Consider the following 26477-nt stretch of genomic DNA (forward strand, 5'->3'; position numbering starts at 1 on the left):
ACCGGGACGCCGGACGGCTCAGTTGACCAGCCGGGACATGAAATCGCCGACGCCCTTGGCGGCGGTGGATATGCCGTCGAAGCCTATCTGGACGAGCTCTCCGGCCCGGTCGGGGGAGGTGATGATCGTGTACAGCACGAAGACGATGAGCAGATACATCGCGATCTTCTTCGCCTGTGCCATGTCGGAACGCCTCCCTGCTCCGGTGCCGAGCGTGCTGCCCCCTGAGCAGTCGCGTGAGTCTAGCGCCCGAACACGGGTGCGGGGCCAGAGCGTAGGGCGATCTTTCCGCTCCGGGCAACGGGCCGGTGGCCTGGGGATACCCGATGCCGCGGAGGATGCGGAAAGGGAACGCGTGAAGGGCCCCGCCGGATCGGCGGGGCCCTTCACGGAGAGCGGTAGCGGAGGGATTTGAACCCTCGGTGACTTGCGCCACACTCGCTTTCGAGGCGAGCTCCTTCGGCCGCTCGGACACGCTACCGGGAGAGAGCTTAGCGGAGGCGGCCCCGGGATCGAAATCCGGTTCCCCGCGGCCCCGGCGGCGCGGCCCCGCGGCGCGGGACCGTCAGGCGTCCCCGCCGCGGAAGAAGCGGGTCAGCAGGGCGGCGCAGTCCTCGGCGAGCACCCCGTGGATCACCTCCGGGCGGTGGTTGAGCCGGCGGTCCCGTACGACGTCCCAGAGCGAGCCGGCCGCGCCCGCCTTGGCGTCGGGGGCGCCGTACACGATCCGGTCGACGCGGGAGAGGACGGCGGCGCCCGCGCACATGGTGCAGGGCTCCAGGGTCACCACGAGAGCGCAGCCGGACAGCCGCCACTCGCCGAGGGCGCGGGCCGCCTCGCGGAGCGCGAGGACCTCGGCGTGCGCCGTCGGGTCGCCGGTGGCCTCCCGCTCGTTGCGGCCGCGGCCGAGCACGGAACCGTCCGGGCCGAGGACGACGGCGCCCACCGGGACGTCACCCGTCTCCGGTGCCCGGACGGCCTCGGCCAGGGCCAGGTGCATGGGGGGCCGCCAGCGGTCGCGTACCGGATCGGGTGAGGGCTCGGCAGGGCCGTCGGTGCCGGGCCGGCCGGTCCGTACGCCCGGTCCGGCCGGGGGAGGGATGTCGTCCATGGGGACAGTGTCGGGCAGGGGCGGTGCGGCCCGCGGCTCAGCGGACCGCTTCCAGGACGTCCACGCAGCCGAGGGCGTCGGCGATCGAGCTGAGCGCGTCCGTGTCCAGGGACAGCAGTTCCCGTTCGGCCATCCCGAGGTCGTCGAGCACCAGCGAGTCCCCGATCGGGCCGGGCGGCACGCCGTCGTCGGCGGTCTCCTCCTCGTCCTCCGGCTCGCCGTCCTCCGTGCCGTCGAGGTCGACCAAGCCGTCGAGGTCGTCCGGGTTCCTGCCGAGCAGTTCGTCGGTGAGCAGGATCTCGCCGTACGAGCTGCGGGCGGCGGCCGCCCCGTCGGAGATGAAGATGCGCGGATCCTCCTCGCCGTCGACCCGCAGGAGGCCGAACCAGGCGTCCTCCTGTTCGATGAAGGCGATCACCGTGTCGTCGTCGGTCGATGCCCCTCGGGCCAGATCCATCAGATCGGCCAGGGACTCCACGTCGTCGAGCTCTGTGTCGCTCGCTTCCCACCCGTCTTCGGTGCGCGCGAGCAGTGCGGCGAAGTACACCGTGACTCTCCCACTGGTCATAGGCGTGTGCCGGGGACGTACCGGGCGGCGCGGTTGGTTCCGCTGTCCCGTCCACTCGGAATCGTGGCAGAAACAGCGCCATTGTGAGAGGTCTTCGACTGTGCGTCGTGTACCAGTCCTGTGATCGGTCTCTTATCAGGCCTGATCGGGACGGTTCGAAGCTGCTCCGAATTGGGGGGCGGGGTACGGCTGTCGGGGGTGTGTCCCGGGAGCTTCGCCCCCGCTCACCAGCGGAAGGTGCGCATCCTCATCTGCTGGCGCATCCGGGCGGCGCGGGCGCGCCGCGGCTGCACCCGGTCGCGGAGCTCCCGGGCCTCGTGGAGTTCGCGCAGGAACTGGGCACGGCGCCGGCGCCGCTCCGCGGCGGCCTCCGCCGCGGTCGCCGGCGCCGCCTCGTCGGTTCCCCGGTCGCGGTGCGCCATGCAGACACCCTTCCCATCCGCTCGCCGCACTGCCCGAACGGCAGTGCCAGGTCCCGGGCGCCGTGGCCCGGGGGGTATTCCTCCCACTTTCCCCGAGCGCGCGCGTTGATGCGACCGGACGCCGGGAAGGCGGACCGGGGCGTGCGCCTCCGGTCCCGCGCGGCGCACGCCCCGGCGCACGCCCGCCCGGGGAGCGGTTAGTGTCGGTGCCATGCGGATCCACGTCGTCGACCACCCGCTGGTGGCGCACAAACTCACCACACTGCGCGACAAGCGCACCGACTCCCCCACCTTCCGGCGGCTCGCCGACGAACTGGTGACCCTGCTCGCCTACGAGGCCACGCGCGATGTGCGCACCGAACAGGTCGGCATCGAGACCCCGGTGACCGCGACCACCGGGGTGCGGCTCTCCCACCCGCGCCCCCTGGTCGTGCCGATCCTGCGGGCCGGCCTGGGGATGCTGGAGGGCATGGTGCGGCTGCTGCCCACCGCCGAGGTGGGCTTCCTCGGCATGCTCCGCAACGAGGAGACGCTGCAGGCGTCGACGTACGCGACCCGGATGCCGGACGACCTCTCCGGGCGGCAGGTCTACGTCCTGGACCCGATGCTGGCGACCGGCGGCACGCTGGTCGCGGCGATCAATGAGCTGATCACCCGGGGCGCGGACGACGTCACCGCCCTCTGCCTGCTCGCGGCGCCCGAGGGCGTCGACCTGATGGAGCGGGAGCTGAACGGCGCTCCGGTCACGGTCGTGACGGCCGCGGTGGACGAGCGGCTGAACGAGCACGGCTACATCGTGCCCGGCCTCGGTGACGCGGGGGACCGCATGTACGGCACCGCGGGCTGACCTCCGTCACCCCACGCGACCCGGACCCCCGCGGCCCGGACCCGCGCGGCCCCGTACCCACGCGGCGGAGCCCGCCACCCGATGGGGTGGCGGGCTCCGCCGCTTTCGGCGGCCGGTTCAGCACTCCGGGCGGGCGGAGGGCTTCGGCGAGGGGCTGACGAGGGCGGTGACCGTCTCGACGGCCCGCTCCTCGGGGACCAGCTTGGTGAAGGCCTTGCCGATGATGAAGTCGATCTCGGCCGGCTTCTCGCGGCTCTTGTCCTGCTTCGTCCTCGCACCGGTGAGCTGGGCGCCGAGCACCTCGAACGCGCCCTTCTCCGCCGCGGGCGCGCCCAGCAGCAGCGCGGCGTCCTTGACCTTCTTGTCGTACGCGGCCGGGGCGTTGTCCACCTTGCCGATCGTGAAGCCGCGCTTCTTCAGCGCCGTGGCCGTCTTCTTGGCCAGCCCGCCGCGGGTGGTGGCGTTGTAGACGTTGACCGTGATCTGGCCGGGCTTCGGCAGCACCCTCGGCTTCGGAGCGGGGGACGCGCTCGCCTGCCGGCCCACCCCGCAGTTCTTGGCGCCGGCGGCCGCGCGGGCCTCGACCCCGCCGCCCGAGAAGATGCCGACGACCTGGAACGTGCCCCACCCGATGAGGGCGACGGCCGCGGTGGCGCCGATCGCCGCGAGAACGACGCGTCGGTGCCGCGGCCTGCGCATCCGCGGGTAACGGTTGCCCGTGATGCGGTACTTCCCGCCCATGCCGGGAGGAGTGAGCATGCTCATGGGCGCAGCGTAGTGCGGGCTGTCATTTCTGCCTACTAAAGGATCAATGTGTGGCGGGCCCCTCAACCCGAAAGGGGCAGTCCCCGCGGTCCTGCCGCGACCTCGCGCGATCCCCCGGGGCGGGCCGGCGGCCGGCCTGGTCAGCCGAGTTCGAGCACGCGGGCGTGGAGCACCTGGCGCTGCTGGAGCGCGGCGCGGACGGCGCGGTGCAGCCCGTCCTCCAGGTAGAGGTCGCCCTGCCACTTCACGACGTGCGCGAAGAGATCGCCGTAGAAGGTCGAGTCCTCGGCGAGGAGCGTCTCCAGGTCGAGCTGTCCCTTGGTCGTCACCAGCTGGTCGAGGCGGACCGGGCGGGGAGCCACGTCCGCCCACTGGCGGGTGCTGTCCCGGCCGTGGTCCGGGTACGGCCGCCCGTTTCCGATGCGCTTGAAGATCACACGGAAAGCCTACCGGGCCGGGCACTCCGGGCGCAGCCTCGCGGCGGGAGCCGGTTCGCGGCGATCCGTGTCCGGAGCGCCCGCGCGTGCGCCGCGGACGCCGGGCGGAGGGCCCGGCGTCCGCGGTCACGCGCGGCGGGGAGGCAGGCGGCCGGGGTGCCCGGCTCCGCCGGTGTTACTCGGTGGGGCGGTCGTGCGTGTGGCCGTCGTGCAGACCGCCGCCGCTGCCCGCGTCACCGTCGGTGGGCACCGACTCCACCGGCTCGGTGAGGGAGCGCAGGTCGTGGGCGTAGGTGCCGACGGCGTTGGCGATCACGTCGATGTTGGCGTCGAAGGCCTCCATGCTGACGTTCGACAGGTCGTCGCACGCCTCGTGGTAGCAGGGGTCGTACGCGACGCCCGCCTGCCCGCCGAACAGCTCGGCCTGCTGCTCCGTCTTGACGCCCTCGGCGCCGGTGAAGGTGCCGCCCGAGGGGATGCCGGCCTCGATGAAGGGGCCGTAGTCCGAGCGCCCGGTGAAGTCCGTGCCCGCGTGCGGCGTGCCGCTGCGGTCGAGGAAGTCCGTGATCTGGCGCTCGATCTGGGCGGATCCCTCGGGGCCCGGTCCGGCGCCCACGGCGTCGGAGTCGTCGCCGTCGTAGACGAAGAGGCCGTAGTTGGGCGAGGCGATCATGTCGAAGTTGAGGTACAGCTCGATCTGCTCGCGCTGCGCCTCGCTGAGATCGGCGACGTAGTTCTCGGCGCCCTGCAGACCCAGTTCCTCGGCCGACCACCAGGCGAAGCGCACCTTGTTGGCGGGCTTGTCGTGGGCCTTCGCCAGTTGCAGCGCCACTTCCAGCAGACCGGCCGAGCCGGATCCGTTGTCGTTGATGCCGGGGCCCTTGGCGACGGAGTCGAGGTGGGCGCCGAGCATCACGGTGCGGTCGGCCCGTCCGCCGCGGGTCTCCGCGATGACGTTGCGGGTGGTGCGCTCCTCCTGGAGGGCCCGGATCTCGTACGTCACCGTGACCTCGCCCTGCGTGGCCTCGGCGGCGAGGGCCTCACCGGCCTCCTGGGTGATGCCGCCGGTGGGGATGCGGCCGGCGTCCGCGGCGCCGAGGGTCCCGGCGAGGGCGCCGTCGGTGTTGTTGTAGATGATCGCCCCGACGGCTCCGGCGTCGGCGGCCGTGGCCTGCTTCTGAGCGAAGGTGCAGCCGCCGCGCTTGATGAGCGCGACCTTCCCGGTGAAGGTCTGGCCGGCGTAGTCGGCGGCGTCGCAGCCGCTGGTGCCGTCCTCGTCCACCGGTGCGGCGGCGACGGGGGCGGTGATGCCGCCCTCGGGGGTGCTGGTGGTGTAGGTCATGGCCGAGACCTCGATGTCCCGGGCGTCGGGCGTGACCACGGAGAGCTTCTCGGCGAGCGTCTCGGTGTAGACGAACGTGAAGTCGTCGTAGGAGACCTGGTAGCCGGCCTTCTTGAGCAGTTTGTAGACGTAGGCGGCGGACGCGTCGTAGCCGAGGGTGCCTGCGGCGCGGTGGCCGCCGGTGGAGTCGGCGATCGCCTGGAATCTCTCCAGGTGGCGGTGGGCGTTCTCGGCGGAGGAGTGCTTGACCAGCTTCTTTGCGAGGTGGGCGGCGCGGTGGGCCGGGTCCTGCTGGGCGGTGGCCGGGCCGGCCGAGGCCAGCAGCAGCGGAGTGGCGAGCGCGGCGGCGGCGATGGCCGCTATCGCCCGGCGCGGGTGGCGAGCTTCCACGGAAGATCCTTCCGGCAGAGGGCTGGGCCGATGGGGGGCGGTCGGCGGCGGACTGTCCGGCATCCGGTGGTTCGAATCCGTGATGCGAACAGTCCGTGTGGAAGGGAAAGTTAAGGGATGCGGGTGGCCGCTGGGAACGGCCGCGACGCTTTCACCTCGAATTTTCACGTTCGGCCCCCGGCCCCGCCGCGCGGGTGCGGCCGGACGGGTACGCGGGGCGGAGGGCCGGAAGGGCGCCCGGACGGGGCCGTTCCCTTCGCCACCGCGCCCCCTTCGCGCGGGCGTGCCACGCTGGAAGCGGAAGCCCCGGAAGCTTTCGGACGAGAGCGGTGAGGACGATGCGGGCACAGCTCGGCGACCAGATCGTGGTGGAGAGCGGAACGACGGGCGGCGCCCGGCGGGACGGTGAGATCGTCGGGCTGCACCACGCCGACGGCTCACCCCCGTACGACGTGCGCTGGTCGGACACCGGCCGGGTGAGCGTGGTCTTCCCCGGACCCGACGCGCACATCCGCCATCTGCACCACGAGGGCGGACCGGACCGCCGGTCCTGACGCCCGCCCGAGCCCGCCCCGCCCCGGCGGCGGCCCCGCCCGGTGCTGCCCTCAGTGGCGCGGCGTGCCCAGGACGCGGGTCTCGATCCGCCGGCGCACCTCATCGGTGAGCCGGGTCAGCGCCCCGGAGATCTGCGCCTCCGGGGCCCGTGGGTCCCTGATCCGGCGGGCGGCGTCCGGCAGTTGGGCCAGATCGGCCTCGAAGCGGCGCCGGGCGGCGTCGAGGGCGGCCGCCGGGGTGAGCGCCGGGCCGGTGCGCCGGCCGCCGGTCATCACCGTCTCCAGCAGCGGTTCGGCGCCCGGCGGCACCGGCTCGTCCCGGAGCGCGACGGTGTCCCGCAGGCCGGGGCGGCGGAAGACCTGTTTGGCCGCCGGCCGGGTGACCTTCCGGCGCGACAGCTTCATGACCGGCCGCCCCTCGTGGGCGACGAGCTTGTAGGCGGAGTCCAGATACGGGGCGTCGGCTGAGACGCCGGCCTTGGTACCGACCGCGTAGGTGTCGATCGGGGCGCCCGACTCCACCAGCCGTTCGATCTCGTACTCGTCCAGGCCGCCGCTCGCCGTGATCCGCACCTCGGGCAGCCCGGCCGCGTCGAGGATGTGCCGGGAGCGGACGGCCAGTTCGCCCAGGTCCCCGCTGTCGAGGCGGATCGCGCAGCCGGGGCCGTAGCCGAGGTCGCGCAGCACGCGCGCGGCGGTGCGGACGCCGGCCTCGGTGTCGTAGGTGTCCACCAGCAGCGTCACCGGGCCGGGGTGGGCGCGGGCGAAGGCGTGGAAGGCGGTCTCCTCGTCCTCGTACGCCTCGATGTAGGAGTGCGCCATGGTGCCGACGGCCCGCAGGCCGTAGGCGTGGGCGGCGGCGACGTCGCTGGTGCCCGCGAAGCCGGTGAGGGCGCTCAGCCGGGCCATGGCGTGGCCGGCCTCGGTGCCGTGGGTCCGGCGCAGCGCGAAGTCCACGACCGGGCGGCCGCGGGCGGCGAGAACGCAGCGGGCCGTCTTGGAGGCGACCGCCGTCTGGTGGCTGAGCTGGTTGAGCAGGATGGTCTCCGCGAGCTGGGCCTGCGGCAGCGGCGCGGTGACCTCCAGCAGCGGTTCGCCGGCCAGCACGATCCGGCCCTCGGGGACGGCGCGGACCTCGCCGCGGAACTCCAGGCCGTTCATCGCCTCCAGCTCCCCGGCGGGCCGGTTCATCGCCGCCGCGAAGGCGGCCGCCTCGGCGGGGCCGACGCGGAGCCGGGAAAGGTGGTCGAGCGCCGCTTCGAGGCCCGCGGCGACGAGGAAGCCGCGGCCGGGCGGGAGCTTGCGGACGAACAGGCTGAAGACGGCCTCGCCGGTCATCCCCTCCCGCAGATAGGCGAGGCACATGGTCGCCTCGTAGAGGTCGGTGGTGAGGACGTCCCGCGACGGCGCTTCTCCGGTCATGACGGCAGTATCCGGCCCGGCCGGGCACGCGGCATGTACGGAGAACGCGGCATGCGCCTCCGATGTGCCGGTTGGTGTGGAATCCACCATGCTGGGGGTACCTGGCAGGCGTCAGGAGAGGACCGGTCATGGCAGCGCACACCCTCCGCAAGAGCCCGCATCCGCCCGGCAGCGCGAAGGGCCGGGACCACGGCCGGCCGCGGGAGGAGCGGCAGCAGTCCGGCTGGGACGCGGCGCGCGAGCGGCTCGCGGGCTTGCCCGGCGGCCGTCTCAACATCGCGTACGAGGCGGTGGACCGCCATGTGGCGGCGGGGCGGGGGGACCGGGCGGCGCTGCGCCGTGTCCACCGCGACGGTCGCACCAGCACCGTCAGCTACGCGCAACTGGCGCGGAGCAGCGCCCGGTTCGCGCAGGTGCTGGCCGGGCTGGGGGTGGGGCGCGGCGACCGGGTCTGCACCCTGCTGGGGCCCTGCCCGGAGCTGTTCACGGCCGTGCTCGGCACGCTGAAGCACGGCAGTGTGGCGGCGCCGCTGTTCTCCTCGTTCGGCCCCGGGCCGGTGCGGCAGCGGCTGCGGCGGGGCGACGCGCGGGTGCTGGTGACGACGGAGGCGCTGTACCACCGCAAGGTCGCGGACGCGCGGGAACACCTGCCCGAGCTGGAGTACGTCCTCCTGCTCGGCCACGAGGGCGCGGCCGTCCCCGGGCAGGGCCCGGAGCCCGGCGTGCTCTCCTTCGACCGGGCCCTGGCGGCCACCGGCGCGGCCGGGGAGCGGTACACCACCGTCGCGACCGGACCCGGCGACATGGCGCTGCTCCACTTCACCAGCGGCACCTCCGGGCCGCCCAAGGGCGCGGTCCACGTCCACGAGGCCGTCGTGGCCCACCACGCCACCGCCGCCTCGGCCCTCGGCCTGCGCCCGGACGACGTCTACTGGTGCACCGCCGACCCGGGCTGGGTGACCGGCATGTCGTACGGCCTGATCGCCCCGCTCACCCACGGGGCGACGGTGATCGTCGACGAGGGCGAGTACGGCGCGGAGCGCTGGCTGCGCATCCTCGCCGAGCAGGAGGTCACCGTCTGGTACACCTCCCCCACCGCGCTCCGGATGCTGATGCGCGCCGTCCCGCGGCGCGGGCCGCACCGGCTGCCCGGCGGCGCGGAGCCGCCCCGGCTGCCCCGGCTGCGTTTCGTCGCCGGCGTCGGGGAGCCGCTGAACCCGGAGGTGGTGCGCTGGGGGCGGGAGGTGCTGGGGCTGCCGGTCCACGACACCTGGTGGCAGACCGAGACCGGCTGCATCCTGATCGCCAACCCGGCGGCCGGGGAGATCCGGCCGGGCTCCATGGGCCGTCCGCTGCCCGGCGTCGAGGCCGCGGTGCTGGAGCGGGGCGGGGACGGGCGGGCGCTGGTGACCGGCGGCCGGGTGCGGGTGCTGACCGAGCCGGGTGCCGAGGGGGAGCTGGCGCTGCGGCCCGGCTGGCCGTCCATGTTCCGCGGCTATCTGCACGACCGGGAGCGCTACGAGCGGTGCTTCGCCGGCGGCTGGTATCTGACCGGGGACGTGGCGCGGGTGGACGAGGACGGCTGGTACTGGTTCGTGGGCCGCGCCGACGACGTGATCGTGTCGTCCGGGCACCTGATCGGGCCGTTCGAGGTGGAGAGCGCCCTGATGGAGCATCCGGCCGTCGCGGAGGCCGGGGTCGTCGGGACGCCGCATCCGGTGGCGGGCGAGATCGTGAAGGCGTTCGTCAGCCTGCGGCCCGGCGAGCGGGAGACCCCCGAACTCCGCCGGGAACTGCTCGCGTTCGGCCGGGAGCGGCTCGGGCCGGCGGTGGCGCCCCGGGACATCGTCTTCGACCGCGAGCTGCCGAAGACGCGCAGCGGCAAGGTGATGCGGCGGCTGCTGCGGGCCCGCGGGACCGGGTCGACGGAAGGCGGTCCGCCCGGGCTGAGGGGCGCGGCGTGAGCGCGGCGCGGACGGGCCGGCGGGCGACCGGGGGCCCGGGTGCGGACGGGCGTGCGAACGCGCGGACGGCCCGGCGCGTGCGGGCCGCCGGGGCCCGGCGGGTACGGGCCGCTGGGGGCAGGCTTCGCACCGGCGTTCCCGCGCCGTTCCCGCCGTCGGCCGCCCCGAACCGACCGCCGCAGAGACCGGAGGCACCGTGAACCGGACCGAGGCCCTCGCGGCCGTCAAGGAAGCGATCCTCAGCGTCGCCCCGAACGCCGACGTGGACGGGCTGCCGGGTGACGCGCCCTTCCGCGAGGTGCTGGAACTGGACTCGCTGGACTTCCTGGGCGTGGTGACGAAGCTGGCCGAGCGCACCGGCTACCACATCGACGACGCGGACTACCCGGCCCTGGACACCCTCGAGGGCGCCGCCGACTTCGTGGCGGAGCGGGCGCCCTGACGGGCCGTGTGCGCGGTGGCGCCCTGACGGGCCGTGTGCGCGGTGGCGTACCGGTGGCCCGCCGGGGCCGGCTCCGTGCACCGCAGGGCACCGCCGGGCCGGCGCCTCCCCGGCGGCACCGGCACGGTTCACTCCTCCGGGGCCTCCACCAGCAGCGGGGAACCGGTGGTCGCGCCGCCGTCCACGACGAACTCGCAGCCGGTGGAGAACGTCGCGTCCGCGACGACGAACAGCGCCATCCGCGCGACCTCCTCCGGCTCCCCGAAGCGCTGGATCGGCTGGGTGGCGACCAGGGACGGGTCCAGTCCGGCGGTCATCGGCGTGGCGATCGGGCCGGGGTGGACGGAGCAGACGCGCACCCCGTCCGGGGCCATCTCCAGCGCCGCCGACTTCGTCAGACCGCGCAGACCCCACTTGCTCGCCGTGTAGGCGCCGAGGTTGGCGTAGCCCATCAGCCCCGCCGTGGACGAGACGTTGACGACGGCGCCCCCGCCCGCCCGGCGCAGCGACGGCAGAGCCGTGTGCATGCCCAGCCAGGCGCCGTAGAGATTGATGTCGAGGACGCGCCGGAAGGCCTCGGGGCTCTGCTCCCCGACGGTGGCGAAGTCGACGACGCCCGCGTTGTTGACCAGCACGGACACCGGTCCGTACGCCTCCTCGGCCGCCGCGACGGCGGCGGACCAGTCCTCCGCGGCGGTGACGTCCAGCGGCTGGAAGCGGGCGGCGGGGCCCAGTTCGGCGGCCAGCGCCTCGCCCTCATCGCGCAGCACGTCGCCGATGACGACGGAGGCGCCCTCCGCGGTGAACAGGCGGGCCATGGCCGCGCCGATGCCCCGCGCCCCGCCCGTGATGATGGCCGTACGACCGTTCAAGCGGCCCATGTCAGCTCCCTGTTCGTCGGTGCGTTGATCTTCATCCTGCTGCCCGCCCGCCGGCTCCGCCAGGGAGGAACGGCCCCGGCTGGCGGGGACAACGGTCCCGTTCGCGGCGCGTACGGCGGAGGGAGCAGGGGCGTTCGGCCGGGCGAAGAGATATCCGTTATGGTCTGTTTTGCTCGCCCGTTCGGGGTTACCCGGGCCGCATGGCCAGTCAGGATGCCGGGCCCGCCATGGTGCGGTGGTTCGAGGACCTCTCCTCCGGCGATGTCGCGGTGGTCGGCGGCAAGAACGCCTCCCTGGGCGAGATGATCTCCACCCTCTCCGCCCGGGGCGTCCGGGTTCCCCCGGGCTTCGCCACCACCGCCGCCGCCTACGAGGAGTTCCTGGACACCGGCGGGCTGCGGGACCGCGTCCGGGAACGGCTCGACGCGCTGCGCGCGGGGACCGTGCCACCGGCGGAGGCCGGCCGGGCGATCCGGGAGCTGATCCTCGGCGCGGAGCTCCCGCCCCGCCTGACCGCCGCCGTGCGGGAGGCCTACCGGGCGCTCGCCGCCCGGCTGGGGCGGGACGACCCGGACGTCGCGGTGCGCAGCAGCGCCACCGCCGAGGACCTGCCCGAGGCCAGTTTCGCCGGGCAGCAGGAGACCTTCCTCAACATCACCGGCGAGGAGGCGCTGCTCGACGCCTGCCGGCGCTGCTACGCCTCGCTCTTCACCGACCGGGCGATCAGCTACCGCGAGCACCACGGATTCGGCCATCTGCACGTGGCGCTGTCCGTGGGCGTCCAGGAGATGGTCCGCTCCGATCTGGCGGGCGCCGGGGTCGCGTTCACCCTCGACACGGACAGCGGTTTCCCCCGCGTCGTGCTGGTCAACGCGGCGTACGGGCTGGGCGAGTCCGTCGTCTCCGGCACCGTGGACCCGGACGAGTACCTGGTCTTCAAGCCGCTGCTCGGCCGGCCGGGGCTGAAGCCGGTGATCTCCCGGACGGCCGGCCGCAAGCAGACGAAGATCGTCTACGGGCCCGGGGGACCGGGGCGGGCGCCGACCGAGACCGTGGAGACCTCGGAGGAGGAGCGGACGTCCTGCGTCCTCGGCGACGAGGAGATCCTTGCGCTCGCCGAGTGGGCCGTCGTCGTCGAGGAGCACTACGGCCGCCCGATGGACCTGGAGTGGGCCAAGGACGGGCGGACCGGTGAACTCTCCGTCGTCCAGGCCCGCCCGGAGACCGTGCAGACCCGCAAGGAGGCCGCGACCCTCCGCTCGTACCGGCTGACCGGCCACGACGGTCCGCTGGTGACCGGCCTGGCCGTCGGCGACGCCATCGCCACCGGCAAGGTCTGCCGGCTGCGGACCGCGCGGGAGATCGCCGACTTCGAGGACGGGGCCGTCCTGGTCACCGGCGCCACCGACCCCGACTGGGAACCGATCATGAAGCGGGCGGCGGCCATCGTCACCGACCGCGGCGGCCGCACCTCGCACGCCGCCATCGTCAGCCGGGAGCTGGGCCTCGCCGCCGTCGTGGGCACCGGGAACGCCACCACCGAGCTGAGCAGCGGCCACGAGATCACCGTCTCCTGCGCCGAGGGCGAGGAGGGCCACGTCTACCCCGGCATCCTCGACTACGAGGAACGCGAGATCGACCTCGCGGACATCGCGCCCACCCGCACGCGGGTCATGCTGAACATCGCCAATCCCTCGGCGGCCTTCCGCTGGTGGCGGCTGCCGGCGGACGGTGTGGGGCTGGCCCGGATGGAGTTCGTCGTCAACAACCACATCAAGGTTCACCCGATGGCGCTCGTCCACTACGACACCCTGGAGGACGCGGAGGCCCGCGCCCGCATCGACGCCCTCACCCGCGGCTACGACGACAAGACGGCCTTCTTCGTCGACCGGCTGGCCCACGGCGTCGCCCGGATCGCCGCCGCCTGGTGGCCCAAGCCGGTCATCGTCCGCATGAGCGACTTCAAGACCAACGAGTACGCCCGGCTCATCGGCGGCGAGCCGTTCGAACCGGGGGAGGAGAACCCCATGCTGGGCTGGCGCGGTGCCAGCCGCTACTACAGCGAGGGCTACCGGGAGGGCTTCGCCCTGGAGTGCCGCGCCATCCGCCGGGTGCGCGACGAGATGGGGCTGACGAACACGGTCGTCATGATCCCGTTCTGCCGCACCCTCACGGAGGCCGACCGGGTGCTGGAGACGATGGCCGCCCACGGCCTGGAGCGCGGCCGGGAGGGGCTGGAGATCTACGTGATGGCGGAGATCCCCTCGAACATCGTCCTCGCGGCGGAGTTCGCCGACCGCTTCGACGGCTTCTCCATCGGCAGCAACGACCTCACCCAGCTGACCCTGGGGATCGACCGCGACTCGGAGCTGCTGGCCTCGGCGTTCAACGAGCGCGACCCGGCCGTCACCCGCGGCATTGAATACCTGATCGAGACGGCGCACGACAAGGGACGCAAGACCGGACTGTGCGGCCAGCGTCCCAGCGACGACCCGGACTTCGCCCGCTTCCTGGTGGGCGCCGGCATCGACTCCATCTCCGTCACGCCGGACAGCTTCCTGCTCGTCAAGGAGAACGTGGCGCGGGCGGAACGGGACGCGGCCGGCGGCGCGGGCGGTACGGGCGGTGCGGGCCGGGAGCGGGGTCCCGGCGCGGGCGGGCACGGCGCCTGAACGCGCGGCGGGACGGCGGAGCGGACGCGGCGGCGGAGCGGGCGCGGGGTCCGAACGCCGACGGGCGGTGCCGGGTATCGCCGCCACCGTTCACGACCCTCCCCGGTGGACCGCGCTCGCCGGGTGGTGCGAGGTTCCGCGGTCCGGGACGCCGTCCGAGGGTGCCGCCGCGGCCGGTGGCGGGCTAGCGTGACGGCATGTCTCATCAGGCGGGAACGGCGGGAACAGCGCCGGTGCACGCGAAGCCGCCCCGGCACGTGCTGGTGGCCACCGACCTCTCCGGTCACGCGGAGCAGGCCGTCGTACGGGCCGCGGCGCTCGCCGCGCAGCACGGCGCCGCGCTGACCGCCGTCCACGTGACCGACCCGGATCTGGACCCCGCTCTCCTGTCGCACGCCGGTGACCGGCTGCGGGAGCAGCTCGACCGGTGCGCGGCAGGGGTGGGGACGCAGGTCGTGGTGCGCTCCGGAAATGTCGCGGCCGGACTCCTGGACGAGGCCGGGGAGCGGGACGCGGACCTGCTCGTCGTCGCGGCGCACGGCGGGCACCGGAGGGACGGGGGGACGCTCGGCGGCACCCCGCAGAACCTCGTACGGGCGAGCGACATCCCCGTCCTCGTCGTACGGACCCCGCCCGAGGTGCCCTACGGCCGGGTGCTGCTCGCCGTCGACGCGTCCGGGTCCTCCTTCGCCGCGGCCGGTACCGGCATCGCGCTGACCCCGGACGCGGAGCACCTGCTGGCGCACGCCACCACCGTCCCCGGCGAGCATCTGCTGCTGATGCGGGGGATGGGCGAACCCGAACTGGAACAGCTGCGCGGCGCGGCCACCGAGCGGACGCGGGCGGAGATCGAGCGGGCGGCGGCCGGACTCGTACCGCCGCCCGAGCGGATCCTGGTCACCCCGGGCCGCGCGGAGGACGCCGTCCCCGAGCTGGCCGACCGCTACGGCGCGGGACTGGTCGTGGTCGGCGCCGGTACCCGGCACCACCGGCTGGGCCGTGCCCTGCTCGGCAGTGTCGCCCGGCATGTCACGCAGGAGGCGGTCTGCGACGTCCTCGTCGTCCCGGAGGCGGCCGAAGGGCCGTGAGTCGGCCGCCGGCGGGCCGGGAGACGGACGGTCACACAGGCCGCAGGACGGGCCGTCGCCGTCCGCGTGCCGAGCCGCCGCACGGTCCGTGTGCCGAGCCGCCGCACGGTCCGCGTGCCGAGCCGCCGCACGGTCCGCGTGCCGAGCCGTCACGCGGTCCGCGGCGGCGGCTCAGACGACCCCGGCCGGCAGCCCGAGCAGCCCCCGCATCGATTCCGCGGCCCGGACGGCCGCGTCACCGCAGCAGTTGTTGAACAGCACGTGCAGCCGTTCCGCCCGCCCCGCCATCGCCTGCAACCGGGGCAGCCACGCGACCAGTTCGGGCTCCGTATAGCCGTGCCGGAACCGGTCCTCCTTGCTGCCGGTTCCCCAGGCGGGGCTGCGTCCGTGGAAGCGGACCACGCCGAGCCGCCGCGACGTCACCGGGGTGACCGGCGGGACCGAGGCGGGCAGGCCCTGCGCCATGTCGACCGCCACGGCCGCGAAGCCCAGTCGCGTCAGCAGGGCGGCCGTGGCGTCGCGGGCGTCCTCGCGCCACCAGTCCGGGTGCCGGAACTCGACCGCGACCGGCCAGCCCGCGGTGCGCTCGGCGCAGGCGCCGAGGACCCCTTCGGCCCGCGCGCCGGGCGCGAACCACGGCGGGAACTGGAACAGGACGGTGCCGAGCCGTCCGGCCTCGCGCAGGGGTTCGAGCGCCGAGGTGAAGCGCTGCCACACCTCGTCGAGCAGCGCCGGATCGGTGCCTCCGGTGCCGCGCCCCCGCTGCCGTGGCAGCGCGGGACGCAGATCGGCGGGCAGAGCCGCCTGCGGCGTCGGATGCCCGGTGAGCAGGGAGAACGCCTTGACGTCGAACACGAAGCCGGGCGGGGTGCGTTCGGCCCAGAGCACGCTGTTGCGGCGGCTCGGCAGGGCGTAGTACGAGGCGTCGACCTCGACGACCGGGAAGCGCTCGGCGTAGTGCCGCAGCCGCCCCTCCGCGTCCCGGCGGCCGGGCGGATACCAGCCGGAGGCGATCAGCGCACGGTCCGTCCAGGAACACGTCCCCACCAGAATCCCGTCCATGACGCCCGGTTACCCGGCCGGGGGCGCGACACGGCACGCCGACCGCCGTCCGGGGGCCGCTGGTTGGGGCGGGCGAACGCCCGGGGTTCGGGACGGAAGCCCGGGGGTGCCGAAGCGGCCGCCGGAGCGCGGGCCGCGCCGGGGCGGAACGGGAGACGGTGCCGGAGCTCCCGGGAAGGGCTCCCGGGCAGCTCGGTGCCGGCGAACACGTGGACGAACGTCACCGGTGCTCGGGGGTGCGCCGGGCCGGTCCCCCGGTCGCACCGTCCGGGCCGTTCCCCGGCACCGGTGCCGTGCTCGCGGTCCGGCGGACGTGGCGGAGACGGAGGATGAGCGCCCCCGCCGACAACACGGCGAACACCGCCGCAACCACCGGCACGCCGGCCTCCGCCAGCATCCCCGCGAGCAGCCTCTGCACGGTCCCCGCGCCGTCGACCACGGGGTCGGCGACCGGACCGCCGTCCAGCGCCCGGATCTCGTACCAGCCGTAGTACGCCACATAGGCGCCGGCCAGGAGCAGCAGCCCGCCGCCCAGCCGGGACGCGGCACCGCCGAGCCGGCGCAGCCCGCCCACCCGTGCGGTCCGGGTCAGGGCCACCGACAGTGCGGCGGCACCGGTGATCAGGCCCATCCCCGCCGCATAGGCGGCGAAGAGCACCACGCCCCGCAGCACCGAACCGCCGCGGAAGGCAGAGACCACGATGGCGAGGAACGGCGCGATGGTGCAGCCCAGGGAGGCGATGGCGTAGGCGCCGCCGAACAGCGCCATGGACGGCAGGGACCGGGAGACGGCGGGCGCGCGGCGCAGCTTGGGCAGCAGCGCGGGCAGTTGGCGTCCGGCCAGCAGCCAGATCCCGACGAGACCCAGCAGCAGCCCGAACACGACGGTGAACCAGGGCAGATGACGCTGCACCTGTCCGGCGACGGGGGCGACGACCAGCCCGAACACGGCGAAGACGGCCGTGAAGCCGGCCGTCATGGCGGCGGTCGCGGTCAGCGCGCGGCCGACCAGCGTCGTCCGCGAGGGGGTGTCCTCCCCGCCGCCGCCCAGGACGAGCAGGGAGAGATAGGCGGGCAGCAGTGCGAAACCGCACGGGTTCACCGCGGCGAGCATGCCCGCCGTCAAGGCCAGGGTGAGCGTCGTGAGGGCGAGGTCCGGCACGGCGGATCAGCCGACCAGCTCGCCGACCTTGCCCGCCAGTCCCTCACCGGCGGGCAGGTTCCCGGTGAAGACCCTCTTCCCCGTCTTGTCGAGCACCACGTACGTGCTCTGCTCGGTGATGCCGAACTTGCGCCACAGCGCGCCCGGTTCGTCGTTCAGCTGCGGGAAGCCGCCGACCTTCGCCGAGCCGACGAATTCCTTCATGGCCGCCGGCTTGTCCAGACCCGCGACCCCGACCACGTGGGCCTTTTCCTCGAACTCCTGCGCCACCTTCGCGGTCTCCGGGCCCTGCGCCTTGCACTTGGGGCACCACGGGGCCCAGAACCACAGAACGGTGGGCTTGCCGGCGAGCTCCGCTCCGTCGAACTTCTGCCCGTCCAGGGTCTCCCCGGTGAAGCGGAAGGCGTCCGGCACCTTCGCCACCCCTTCCGCGTCCCCGCCCTGCTCCCCGCCGTCCGCGCCCGTGTCGTCTCCGGACCCGGCCTCCGGGGCGGAACCGCCGGTGGTCCCCGCCTTCCCCGGGTCGCCGGACGCACCGGAACCCGTGCCGGACCCGCATCCGGCGACGGCGAACAGGACGACGGCCGCGAGGGCGGCCGGAAGGAACGGGCGACGGGCACGGGCACGGGCACGGGCACGGACACGAACTCGCACGGCAGCTCCAGGGTTTCGGCGTCAGCGGTGAATCTAGGCGCAGGCGGCCCGGCGAGGGCCTGATCGGTGCTTACGGTTCCGTGACGCCGCGGCCGTCGATGCCGACCGCGCCGGGCGCTCGCCCCCGCCCGCAGCCGACCGGTGTCCCGGCTTCCGTGAAGGGCCGCCCGGGCGGCCGAACACGACGCTGTTCCACAGCTCTTGGAGGTCCCGGTCGCCGGACTTTGCCATCTCTTTACAACGCGCTCCACCGCCGCCTCGTCTCTCCGCACGATCCGTCCCTCGGCCCGCCGCGTACCGGGAGGGCCGCCGAGTAGCGGGCGGACCGACGAAAGAGAGCGATCCCATGCGCCGAACCGTCCTCAGTTCCCTGGCACTCGCGTGCACCGCCGTGCTCGCCGGCACCGGACCCGCGTTCGCCGGCGGGGCGGCCGAGGCCCTCACGGCCCGCCCGGCCGCGAACACCGCCCCGGCCGACGCCACTCCGGCCCCCACGGCCGAACCCTCCGAGGCGTCGCCGGCCCCGGCCTCCCCGGTCCCCACCGTCGCGCCCTCCGACGGCACGGCCGAGGCCGAGCCGACTCCCGCGCCCGAGCCTCCGGCCGAGGGCCAGGTCACCCTCGTACCGTCGGGCGCGCCCGACACCGGCGTGACGGCGGACGCCGCGCCGTCCGGCGGGACCACCGCGGGCGGACTGATCGGCGGCGGTGCCGCCGCGGTGCTCGTCGCGGGTGGTGCGGCGGCCTTCGTCGTACGCCGCCGGCGGGCGACCGGGGCGTGAACCGGCTCTCCGGGCGCGGGGCTCCGCCGTCCGGGCGGACGGCGGCCCTGCCGGGGAGGACGACGGCCCTGCCCGGGCGGACGGCGCTCCGGCCCGGGCGGACCACCCCGCTGTCCAGGCGCGCCTTCGCCGCCGCGGCGGTGTCCTCGCTGCTCGCGGGCTGCGGCGGTCAAGGGCTCCACCGGGCCGCGACCGAGCCGGCCGGCGGCACGCCACCGCCACCGTCGGCGGCCTCGCCGTCCTCCCCCGCCACCGCGGACCCGGGGCGGGCCCCCGGCGGTCCGGGGGCGGCACCCGTCACGCTGCGCATCCCGGCCATCGGGGTCGACACCCCGGTCATCCGGCTGGGGCTGGCGGCGGATGGCACGGTGCGGGTGCCCCCGGCCACGGCGAACGACCGGGCGGGCTGGTACCGGCACTCGCCGCCCCCCGGGCGGGCCGGCCCGTCGGTCATCCTCGGCCACGTCACGGTCGGCGCCCACGCGGACGGGGTCTTCCGGCATCTCGCGCGGCTGCGCGGGGGCGACCGGATCGAGGTGGACCGGGAGGACGGCACGACGGCGGCCTTCGCCGTCGGCTCCGTACGGACGGTCGCCCAGGCGGAGTTCCCGACCGAGGAGGTCTACGGGGACGTGCCCCGCCCGGAACTGCGGCTGATCACGTGCGGCGGCCCCCGGACCGCCGAGGGGTACCGCGACAGCGTGATCGTCTTCGCCGCGCTCACCGAGCAGGACGCCCCGAAGCCCTGACACCGGAACGGATGCCGGGCCGGCCGGCGGAACGCACACCGGCGGCCCGGCATCCTCCCTCCGGGCACCCCCACGACCCTGGAGAACGTTGAAACGGCCCCGTGCACGGTCCCGTGACGAGGCGGCGTCCGAGCTGTTCGCCGCCCTCTACCCGCGCCTCGCCGGCTGGTGCCGCCGTCTCGTCGACGACGACGAGACGGCCCACGAGATCGCCTCCGAGGCGTTCACCCGGCTCTGGTCCCGCTGGACGTCCGTGGAGGAGCCCCGCGGCTTCCTCTACGTCACCGCGGCCAACCTCGTCCGGGACCACTGGCGCAAGCTGGAGCGCGAGCGCAGGGCCGTGCGCCGGGCCACCACCGAGGCCGCCGTCCGCCCGCACACCGAACCGGCCGACCCGTCGGTGCGGCTGCTCGTCCAGTCGCTGCCGCAGCGACTGCGGGTCCCGATCCTGCTGCACTACTACGCTGACATGCCGATCCGGGAGGTGTCCGCGCTGACCGGGCGCAAGGAAGGAACCGTCAAGGCCGACCTCCACGCGGCCCGCGAACTGCTCCGTGCCCATCTGAGGAGAAGCCTTGACCACACGCTTTGACGGCGACGGCCAGGACTCCGACCCCTTCGAGCCCTTCGACCCCTTCGAGCCCTTCGACCCCTGCGGACCCTCCCGACCCGACGATCCCCTCGCGGTGATCCTCCGCCCCGCCCCCGACCCCCTCGGCCCGCCCCCCGGCCGCTACGAGGCGATCCGCCGCGCCGCGTCCCGCCGCCGGCTGCTCCGCACCGCGGCCGGGGCCGCCCTGTCCTGCGCCGTCGCCGCCCTCGTCGCCCTGCCGCTGTACCTGGCGTCACCCGGCGCGCCCGCGTCCCCGACGGCCCCCCAGGCGCCGCCCCCGCACGGCCCCGCGACGCCCTCCACCCCGCCGCCGCGGCCCACCCCGTCCGCCGCGCCGGAGTCCCCCGGCCTGCCTCCCTCCGGCAGCCCCCGCCCCCAGGAGTCCCGCCCGCCGGCCGACCCGGGCACCGCCACGCGTGAACCGTCGAAGGCACCGGCGACACCGACCCCCTCACCGACCGAGCCGCCCGCGGACCGGCCCGGGACGGCCACCCCAGCGCCCGGCGGCGGCACACCGCCGTAGACGCTCCGCGGCGGCACCCCACGGGCGCCGCCTCTCCACGCCGCTCCCCTCACGCCTGTCCGTAGAGCAGCGCCAGGTCGATGAGCCCGATGTCCGGCGAGGCCGCGGCGGCGGCGCGCGCCTTGTCGTTGAAGCCGGATCCGCTGAAACACAGCAAGCGGGTCCTCGTGGTGTCGTACCGGCCGGCCCGGGCGATGAGCTCGCGGATACGCGCGAGGCGTTCGATGTGGGCGAGTCCCATGGTGTCGTTCCACTTCGCTTCGCCGATGGCCAGGAGCGGTGGCTTGGCATGCCCGTCGGCGATACCGACAACGGCCACGTCCACCTCGTTGCCGGTGCGGGCTGCGGGGTCGTGGACGATTCCGTGACCGACACGGGCGGGCAGGCCGCCGAGCAGATCGGGGCTGGCGTGATGCAGGGCCCAGTCGCGGCAGACCTGTTCGAAGTGGGGGCCGAGGACGTTGCTGACGAAGCGGCGGCGGCTGGCCTGCCAGACCCGGGCGGCGCTGCCGGGGCGCTCCAACTGGTCCCAGACCGGGCGCATGATGGCGTGGTAGAAGCCGATCAGGGGTTCGGCGATGCGGTACGTGGGGCGGTTGTCGCGGAAGGCGTCGGCGTCCCGGTGCAGCAGACCGGAGTCCTCCAGGACGTTGATGGGGTGGGCGATGTCGGTGGCCTTGCGCTCCAGATAGCCGGCCATGCCGCCGCGCGTGGCGTTACCGTCGGCCACGGCCGCCAGGACGGACAGGTACAGGGCGGTGTCACGGAGGTCCGGTTCCTCCGCCAGCAGGTACCGGGCTTCCCGGAAGAGGGGCGTCTCGGGGTTCAGGACCGTGCGCACGACCCAGTCGTCGAAGTCATCCGGGCCGGCCGGGCTGTCGCCGCGGGCGAATTCGCGCCGGTAGGCGGGGGTGCCACCGACGATCGCGTTGACCTGCAGGGCGAGACGGGGGTCTCCGATGTTCCAGAACTCGGCGGCGAGACGGTGGTCGAGCGGGCGCACGACGAGTTCCAGCCCCGCCCGTCCGCGCAGCGGCGCGTTCCCCGACAGCAGCCGGCCCATGAACGACAGGGCGGACCCGCACAACAGCAGCCGGGTCCGTGAACCGGTGCGCTGGTCGCGCAGGGGGCGCAAGGCCTCCTGGATGATCGAGGGCAGCTCCGGGTTGGCCTTGACGAGGTACGGAAACTCGTCGATCACGACGGGGACGGGCTGCTCGGCGCCGAGGGCGAGCAACTCGTCGACCACCTCCGACCAGTTGGCGAAGTGAAACGGACTGGCAGGGCGGACGTGAGCGGTCAGTGCGCTGCTGATCCGCCGCAGGGATTCGGCGTCGGCGGCCTCGGTCGCACCGAAATAGAACCCTCCGGTGGCACGGCAGGCGGCGTCCAGCAGGAATGTCTTGCCCTGGCGGCGACGTCCCGAGACCACGCCGAGAGTCGCGCCCGGCTGCGGATCCGTGATGAACCGGCTCAGTGCCGACCACTCGTGGTCGCGGTCGAACATCTCGGCGGGTTTGTCCACGCTCGGCCCCAGGAGATAGAAGTACAGTTCACTAAACCGTACCTCTATCTTGCCCTGTCCCCAAGTCACAGGCGGTTGGACCGACGTGGACCCGACGTCGGATTCCCGCCAGCATCGGCGATGTCCGCTGTGCAGCCTTGAGCCCATGACGTCAGGGACTCATCAACCGATCGCCATCGCGCCGCGCATCCTCGACGGGCTCCGTACACGCGACGATGCCGGCGCGGCCCTCTGCCCCTGCGCGCTCGACACGGAGGGGGCGCCTTTGCGCTGCTGTTTGCGCCGCAGCCGTGCCGGCGAGCGGATCTCTCTGGTGTCCTACGCTCCGCTCCGCCGGTGGGCGGCGGAGGCCGGCGTCGACCCGGGGGCCTATGACGAGGTGGGTCCGGTCTTCATCCACACCGACCGGTGCCCGGGCCCGGGCCCGGACGCGGCGCTCGGCCATCCCTTCGCCGAGACCGGGGCACTGCGCGTCTTCCGCCGGTACAGCGGCGAAGGGCGGATCACGGGAGGCACGCTCGTGCGGTTGCCGGACGATCCCGGCCACGCACAAGCCGCTGTGGACCGGGCCCTGCACACGGCCTTCGACGACTCCGAGGTCGCACTCGTGCATGTCCGGGCGGTGGAGTACGGCTGTTTCCTCTACGAGGTGCGCAGGCCCTGACCACGGACCGGGAGGCCTCCGCCTGGCATGGCTTGTGCCGTTCGCAGGCACTCGACGACGAAGGCCCCGACCGGTGAACCGGTCGAGGCCTTCGTCGTCTGCCCTGATGGGCGGTGCGGAGGATACGAGATTCGAACTCGTGAGGGGTTGCCCCCAACACGCTTTCCAAGCGTGCGCCCTAGGCCACTAGGCGAATCCTCCGCCGCAAACAATACAAGACGCGAGGCAGTGCTAGCGAACCCGTACCCGGGGCCCTCGGCGGAGGACGGCCGGGGCCGTCGGCGGGCAGGCCGGCGGGCAGCCGGCGGGTTCGAATCGGCGTCCGGGATCCGCTAGGGTGGGGACCAGCCCCTCACGTGGCGCTATCTCACCGAACTCCCCCAGGGCCGGAAGGCAGCAAGGGTAAGTGGGCTCTGGCGGGTGCGTGGGGGGCGTTGACGTTCCCGGGAGGACCGGCTCCCCCGAAGGCTCCGGGTGCCCCTCTCCCTCTCTTCAGCGGTTTCCTTGCGGGGCGCGGGCCGGTGCCGCGCCCGGTGCGGGCGGGCCCGTGCGGGGCGCCGGGAGGCCGCGTGCGCTGTGCCCGGGGTCATTCGCGGGGTGGGTCCGGTTGTCGGCGGCGGCCGATATCGTCGTATGCGTGTCGTCCCTCGCGCTCTACCGCCGCTACCGTCCCGAGACCTTCGCGGAGGTCATCGGGCAGTCGCATGTCACCGACCCGCTGCAGCAGGCGCTGCGGAACAACCGGGTCAATCACGCGTATCTGTTCAGCGGGCCGCGCGGCTGCGGCAAGACGACCAGCGCCCGGATCCTCGCCCGCTGTCTGAACTGCGAGCAGGGGCCGACGCCCCAGCCCTGCGGTGAGTGCCAGTCCTGCCGGGACCTCGCCCGCAACGGCCCCGGTTCGATCGACGTCATCGAGATCGACGCCGCCTCGCACGGAGGCGTGGACGACGCCCGTGACCTGCGAGAGAAAGCCTTCTTCGGCCCCGCCTCCAGTCGTTACAAGATCTACATCATCGACGAGGCGCACATGGTCACCCCGGCGGGCTTCAACGCCCTGCTGAAGGTGGTCGAGGAGCCGCCGGAGCATCTCAAGTTCATCTTCGCGACGACGGAGCCCGAGAAGGTCATCGGCACGATCCGGTCGCGGACGCACCACTATCCGTTCCGGCTGGTGCCCCCCGGCACCCTGCGGGACTATCTCGCCGAGGTCTGCGAGCGCGAGGCCATCCCCGTCGAGGACGGCGTGCTGCCGCTGGTCGTACGGGCCGGTGCCGGCTCCGTGCGGGATTCGATGTCCGTGATGGACCAGCTCCTCGCGGGCGCCGCCGAGGACGGCGTGACCTACGCCATGGCCACCGCCCTGCTCGGCTACACCGACAGCTCGCTCCTCGACGCCATCGTGGACGCCTTCGCTGCCGGTGACGGCAGCGCCGCCTTCGAGGTCACCGACCGCGTCATCGAGGGCGGCAACGACCCGCGCCGCTTCGTCGCCGACCTGCTGGAGCGGCTGCGCGACCTGGTGATCCTGGCCGCCGTGCCGGACGCCGCCGACAAAGGGCTGATCGACGCCCCCGCCGATGTCGTGGAGCGGATGCGGACGCAGGCCGAGCGCTTCGGCGCGGCCGAGCTGAGCCGAGGCGCGGACCTGGTGAACACCGGGCTCATCGAGATGCGCGGGGCCACCTCCCCGCGGCTCCAGCTGGAACTGATCTGCGCACGCGTGCTGCTGCCCGCCGCCTTCGACGACGAGCGCTCCTTCCAGGCCCGGCTGGACCGGCTGGAGCGGGGCGCCCTCGCGGGCGGCCTGGCCATGGGCGCGGGCGGGGTGGGCATGGCCGGGGCTCCGGGGCCCGGTCCGGACGCCTACGCGGCCCCGGCCGGCGGTCCGTCCGGTCCGGCGGGGCCCGCCGCGGCCCGGGCCGCCCTGCCGAACCGGGCCGGGCAGCAGCCGCCGGCTCCGGGGCAGGAGCCCGCGGTCCAGGCGGCGCCCGGACCACCTGGTGAGGCTGTTCCCGGTCCGGCCCCGGTTTCCCCCGCCGCGTCCGCTCCCGGTACGGGGCCGGGAGCCGGCGCCGCTGAGCAGCAGCGGCCGGCCGGGGCTTGGCCCGGCCAGAGCGGCGGGGCCGCGGGCGGCCAGGGCGGTGGAGCCGCGGGCAGCCAGGCAGGCGGCGGGGCCGCGGCCGGTGGTCAGCGGCCCGGTGCCTGGCCCGGCGCGGGCTCCGGTGGCCCGGGTGCCGCTCCGGGCGGTGCGCGGGGTGCGGCTTCCGGTGCGGAGGGCGCGGGTGCCCGTCCCGGTGGCTGGCCCACGGCCGCCGCGCCCGGCCAGGGCCCGCGAGGCGGTGCCGGCGGGTTCGGAGGAGCCGGAGTCCCCGGGCCGCAGCAGTCCGCACCGGCTCCGGGCGCCGCCGCGTCCGCTCCCGCGCCGGGGGCGGCGCAGGGCGCCGCCCAGGTGCGGCAGATGTGGCCGGACATCCTGGAGGCGGTCAAGAACCGCCGCCGGTTCACCTGGATCCTGCTGAGCCAGAACGCCCATGTCCTGGGCTTCGACGGCACGACCCTGCAGATCGGCTTCTCGAACGCCGGTGCCCGGGACAGCTTTGTCAGCGGCGGCAGCGAGGACGTGCTGCGGCAGGCGCTGGCCGAGTCGCTCCATGTGCAGTGGAAGATCGAATCCGTGGTCGACACCACGGGAGGCGGCGGTGGCGGTTCGGCCCCGCCCGCCTCCGGTCCGGGGCCGGGCTTCGGGGGCGGCAGCGGCTTCGGCGGGAACGGCGGTGGCGGTGGCGGCTTCGGGGGCGGAGCCCCGTCCCCGCCTCGGCAGTCCGCCCCTGCCCAGCACTCCGCCGCGTCGCCGTCCGGCGCGGACCCGGCGTCGTCGGCGGGGGCCCCGGCCCAGCCCCGGTCCCGTCCGGAGGCGACCGCTCCGGTCCCCTCCCAGCCCGCGCGCGAGACGCGGCCCGCCCCGGTGGCGCCGGAGGACGACATGCCGGCCGCCGACGACCCCGACCTCGACGACTCGGCCCTCTCCGGGCACGAGTTGATCGTCCGCGAGCTGGGGGCGACGGTCGTGGAGGAGATCGCGCACGAGTAGCGGGCCCGGGCCCCGCCGGTGTGGTGCGTGCCACGGCGCCCGGCCGCGCCGCCGATCCCGGCCGGTGTGCCGATCACCCAGTACGGGATCGGTCCTGCCGCGCGGGCGGTGTTGAAGGCGCCTGGCCGGGCCCGTGGTCTACGGACGGTTGACGGTCGGGGTACGCAGCGGAGCGGTGGCGGGTGCGGGGGTGTGCGGACCGGTGTCCCGTACCGGTTTCTCCTTCCTGCGGTGTAGGGCGCGGCGCCCCTGGAGCACGTAGGCTCGTCAAGCGAAGACCGAACCGTTGTCGATGCCAGGAGCGAACGCGCGTGTTTCCCGGTGGTGGCCAGCCCGATATGCAGCAGTTGCTGCAGCAGGCCCAGAAGATGCAGCAGGACCTCGCCGAGGCGCAGCAGGAGCTGGCCGAGTCGTCGGTTGAGGGCTCCGCGGGCGGTGGGCTCGTCAAGGTCACGGTGTCCGGATCCGGTGAACTCCAGGGTCTGGCCATCGACCCCAAGGCGGTGGACCCTGAGGACACGGAGACCCTCGCCGACCTGATCCTGGCGGCGGTGCGCGATGCCAACGCCGCCGCGAGCGCCCTCCAGCAGGAGAAGCTGGGCCCGCTGACCCAGGGGCTCGGCGGAATGCCGGGCCTTCCCTTCTGACGGGTCCGCCGGGAGCGGACCGGGCCCGGTGGCGGTTCGCCACCGGTGCCCGCCCGCTCAACCGCAGCCGCCCGGGCGCCGGTTGAGCACAGCAGAGC

The 26477-nt window shown here is 74.4% G+C and carries 26 protein-coding genes, 2 tRNA genes and 1 other RNA gene; 14 read left to right on the forward strand and 15 right to left on the reverse strand.

The genetic code is table 11. The features are described 5' to 3' along the window. Window positions 1–18: 18 nt before the first annotated feature. The 5 genes from IF83_RS34055 to IF83_RS0110210 all read right to left on the reverse strand — a co-directional run bounded on the left by IF83_RS34055 (window position 19) and on the right by IF83_RS0110210 (window position 2101). A complete protein-coding gene (locus IF83_RS34055; protein ID WP_167343579.1) occupies window positions 19–183 on the reverse strand; it encodes a hypothetical protein in 165 nt (54 codons plus the stop codon). Between the two features lie 213 nt (window positions 184–396). Beyond that, window positions 397–481, reverse strand: a tRNA-Ser gene (locus IF83_RS0110195). An 84-nt stretch (window positions 482–565) separates the two neighbouring features. Continuing rightward, window positions 566–1111: a tRNA adenosine(34) deaminase TadA gene (gene tadA, locus IF83_RS30090; protein WP_037679396.1), complete on the reverse strand. Its 546-nt coding sequence runs from the start codon at window positions 1109–1111 to the stop codon at window positions 566–568. A 37-nt stretch (window positions 1112–1148) separates the two neighbouring features. Continuing rightward, window positions 1149–1679, reverse strand: coding sequence for a tRNA adenosine deaminase-associated protein (locus IF83_RS0110205; protein WP_107046734.1), 531 nt, complete (start codon window positions 1677–1679; stop codon window positions 1149–1151). Window positions 1680–1903: 224 nt separating this feature from the next. Then, window positions 1904–2101: a hypothetical protein gene (locus IF83_RS0110210; RefSeq protein WP_037679399.1), complete on the reverse strand. Its 198-nt coding sequence runs from the start codon at window positions 2099–2101 to the stop codon at window positions 1904–1906. 211 nt (window positions 2102–2312) lie between these two features. Between IF83_RS0110210 and upp the strand changes: the two genes are divergently transcribed. Further along, entirely contained in the window at window positions 2313–2948 is a 636-nt protein-coding gene (upp, locus tag IF83_RS0110215; protein ID WP_030543769.1) for a uracil phosphoribosyltransferase, read from the forward strand. A 117-nt stretch (window positions 2949–3065) separates the two neighbouring features. On the opposite strand, the gene IF83_RS0110220 is transcribed toward upp, so the two are convergent. The 3 genes from IF83_RS0110220 to IF83_RS0110230 all read right to left on the reverse strand — a co-directional run bounded on the left by IF83_RS0110220 (window position 3066) and on the right by IF83_RS0110230 (window position 5855). Next, window positions 3066–3713 carry a LytR C-terminal domain-containing protein gene (locus IF83_RS0110220; protein ID WP_037679402.1) on the reverse strand — a complete coding sequence of 216 codons (648 nt, stop codon included), beginning with the start codon at window positions 3711–3713 and terminating at the stop codon, window positions 3066–3068. A 140-nt stretch (window positions 3714–3853) separates the two neighbouring features. Then, window positions 3854–4150, reverse strand: a complete 297-nt coding sequence (locus IF83_RS0110225) for a type II toxin-antitoxin system VapB family antitoxin (protein ID WP_030543771.1) — start codon at window positions 4148–4150, stop codon at window positions 3854–3856. A gap of 175 nt (window positions 4151–4325) precedes the next feature. Further along, window positions 4326–5855 (reverse strand): M28 family metallopeptidase, encoded by a 1530-nt coding sequence (locus IF83_RS0110230; protein ID WP_030543772.1) that lies wholly within the window; start codon window positions 5853–5855, stop codon window positions 4326–4328. Between the two features lie 365 nt (window positions 5856–6220). Here IF83_RS0110230 and IF83_RS0110235 point away from each other — a divergent pair, with 365 nt between their 5' ends. Further along, window positions 6221–6436, forward strand: a complete 216-nt coding sequence (locus tag IF83_RS0110235; protein WP_030543773.1) for a DUF1918 domain-containing protein — start codon at window positions 6221–6223, stop codon at window positions 6434–6436. A 51-nt stretch (window positions 6437–6487) separates the two neighbouring features. Here the strand turns inward: IF83_RS0110235 and IF83_RS0110240 are convergent, their stop codons facing one another. After that, complete coding sequence (locus tag IF83_RS0110240; RefSeq protein ID WP_030543774.1) at window positions 6488–7858, reverse strand: nicotinate phosphoribosyltransferase; 1371 nt, start codon at window positions 7856–7858, stop codon at window positions 6488–6490. A 128-nt stretch (window positions 7859–7986) separates the two neighbouring features. On the opposite strand from IF83_RS0110240, the gene acsA reads away from it, so the two are divergent. Further along, window positions 7987–9822 (forward strand): acetate--CoA ligase, encoded by a 1836-nt coding sequence (acsA, locus tag IF83_RS0110245; protein WP_030543775.1) that lies wholly within the window; start codon window positions 7987–7989, stop codon window positions 9820–9822. 196 nt (window positions 9823–10018) lie between these two features. Then, complete coding sequence (locus IF83_RS0110250; RefSeq protein ID WP_030543776.1) at window positions 10019–10264, forward strand: acyl carrier protein; 246 nt, start codon at window positions 10019–10021, stop codon at window positions 10262–10264. A gap of 128 nt (window positions 10265–10392) precedes the next feature. Here IF83_RS0110250 and IF83_RS0110255 read toward each other — a convergent pair whose 3' ends face one another. Beyond that, window positions 10393–11145 carry a glucose 1-dehydrogenase gene (locus IF83_RS0110255; RefSeq protein ID WP_030543777.1) on the reverse strand — a complete coding sequence of 251 codons (753 nt, stop codon included), beginning with the start codon at window positions 11143–11145 and terminating at the stop codon, window positions 10393–10395. A gap of 200 nt (window positions 11146–11345) precedes the next feature. On the opposite strand from IF83_RS0110255, the gene ppsA reads away from it, so the two are divergent. Both ppsA and IF83_RS0110265 read left to right on the forward strand, forming a co-directional pair. After that, window positions 11346–13817 (forward strand): phosphoenolpyruvate synthase, encoded by a 2472-nt coding sequence (gene ppsA / locus IF83_RS0110260; RefSeq protein WP_030543778.1) that lies wholly within the window; start codon window positions 11346–11348, stop codon window positions 13815–13817. A 197-nt stretch (window positions 13818–14014) separates the two neighbouring features. Then, window positions 14015–14905 (forward strand): universal stress protein, encoded by an 891-nt coding sequence (locus IF83_RS0110265; protein ID WP_078843331.1) that lies wholly within the window; start codon window positions 14015–14017, stop codon window positions 14903–14905. A gap of 171 nt (window positions 14906–15076) precedes the next feature. Here the strand turns inward: IF83_RS0110265 and IF83_RS0110270 are convergent, their stop codons facing one another. The 3 genes from IF83_RS0110270 to IF83_RS0110280 all read right to left on the reverse strand — a co-directional run bounded on the left by IF83_RS0110270 (window position 15077) and on the right by IF83_RS0110280 (window position 17783). After that, entirely contained in the window at window positions 15077–15967 is an 891-nt protein-coding gene (locus IF83_RS0110270; RefSeq protein ID WP_030543780.1) for a DUF72 domain-containing protein, read from the reverse strand. A gap of 220 nt (window positions 15968–16187) precedes the next feature. Continuing rightward, window positions 16188–17129, reverse strand: a complete 942-nt coding sequence (locus tag IF83_RS0110275) for a cytochrome c biogenesis CcdA family protein (RefSeq protein ID WP_244176963.1) — start codon at window positions 17127–17129, stop codon at window positions 16188–16190. 6 nt (window positions 17130–17135) lie between these two features. Beyond that, on the reverse strand, window positions 17136–17783 hold the full coding sequence (locus IF83_RS0110280; protein ID WP_030543782.1) for a redoxin domain-containing protein: 648 nt from the start codon (window positions 17781–17783) through the stop codon (window positions 17136–17138). Window positions 17784–18129: 346 nt separating this feature from the next. Between IF83_RS0110280 and IF83_RS0110285 the strand changes: the two genes are divergently transcribed. From IF83_RS0110285 to IF83_RS0110300, 4 genes are all read left to right on the forward strand, one after another. Beyond that, window positions 18130–18564: a hypothetical protein gene (locus tag IF83_RS0110285; protein WP_030543783.1), complete on the forward strand. Its 435-nt coding sequence runs from the start codon at window positions 18130–18132 to the stop codon at window positions 18562–18564. Between the two features lie 68 nt (window positions 18565–18632). Then, window positions 18633–19313, forward strand: a complete 681-nt coding sequence (locus tag IF83_RS0110290; RefSeq protein WP_051722659.1) for a class F sortase — start codon at window positions 18633–18635, stop codon at window positions 19311–19313. 88 nt (window positions 19314–19401) lie between these two features. Further along, a complete protein-coding gene (locus tag IF83_RS0110295; RefSeq protein WP_030543785.1) occupies window positions 19402–19905 on the forward strand; it encodes an RNA polymerase sigma factor in 504 nt (167 codons plus the stop codon). Then, a complete protein-coding gene (locus IF83_RS0110300) occupies window positions 19889–20449 on the forward strand; it encodes a hypothetical protein (RefSeq protein ID WP_030543786.1) in 561 nt (186 codons plus the stop codon). Before IF83_RS0110295 ends, IF83_RS0110300 begins: the two co-directional genes overlap by 17 nt. 49 nt (window positions 20450–20498) lie before the next feature. Here IF83_RS0110300 and IF83_RS0110305 read toward each other — a convergent pair whose 3' ends face one another. Beyond that, window positions 20499–21974, reverse strand: a complete 1476-nt coding sequence (locus tag IF83_RS0110305; protein WP_030543787.1) for an AAA family ATPase — start codon at window positions 21972–21974, stop codon at window positions 20499–20501. Window positions 21975–22119: 145 nt separating this feature from the next. Between IF83_RS0110305 and IF83_RS0110310 the strand changes: the two genes are divergently transcribed. Next, window positions 22120–22638, forward strand: coding sequence for a DUF1203 domain-containing protein (locus IF83_RS0110310; protein ID WP_030543788.1), 519 nt, complete (start codon window positions 22120–22122; stop codon window positions 22636–22638). Window positions 22639–22754: 116 nt separating this feature from the next. Here IF83_RS0110310 and IF83_RS0110315 read toward each other — a convergent pair. Beyond that, window positions 22755–22839: transfer RNA gene (locus tag IF83_RS0110315), tRNA-Ser, on the reverse strand. 142 nt (window positions 22840–22981) lie between these two features. Here IF83_RS0110315 and ffs point away from each other — a divergent pair. The 3 genes from ffs to IF83_RS0110325 all read left to right on the forward strand — a co-directional run bounded on the left by ffs (window position 22982) and on the right by IF83_RS0110325 (window position 26379). Beyond that, window positions 22982–23080: signal recognition particle sRNA small type (ffs, locus tag IF83_RS31925), an RNA gene on the forward strand. Between the two features lie 195 nt (window positions 23081–23275). Next, on the forward strand, window positions 23276–25732 hold the full coding sequence (locus tag IF83_RS0110320; RefSeq protein WP_030543789.1) for a DNA polymerase III subunit gamma and tau: 2457 nt from the start codon (window positions 23276–23278) through the stop codon (window positions 25730–25732). A 311-nt stretch (window positions 25733–26043) separates the two neighbouring features. Beyond that, window positions 26044–26379, forward strand: a complete 336-nt coding sequence (locus IF83_RS0110325) for a YbaB/EbfC family nucleoid-associated protein (RefSeq protein WP_037679409.1) — start codon at window positions 26044–26046, stop codon at window positions 26377–26379. The last annotated feature ends 98 nt before the right edge of the window (window positions 26380–26477 follow it).

Source organism: Streptomyces albus subsp. albus (assembly GCF_000719865.1).
GTDB classification, from domain to species: Bacteria; Actinomycetota; Actinomycetes; order Streptomycetales; family Streptomycetaceae; genus Streptomyces; species Streptomyces albus_E.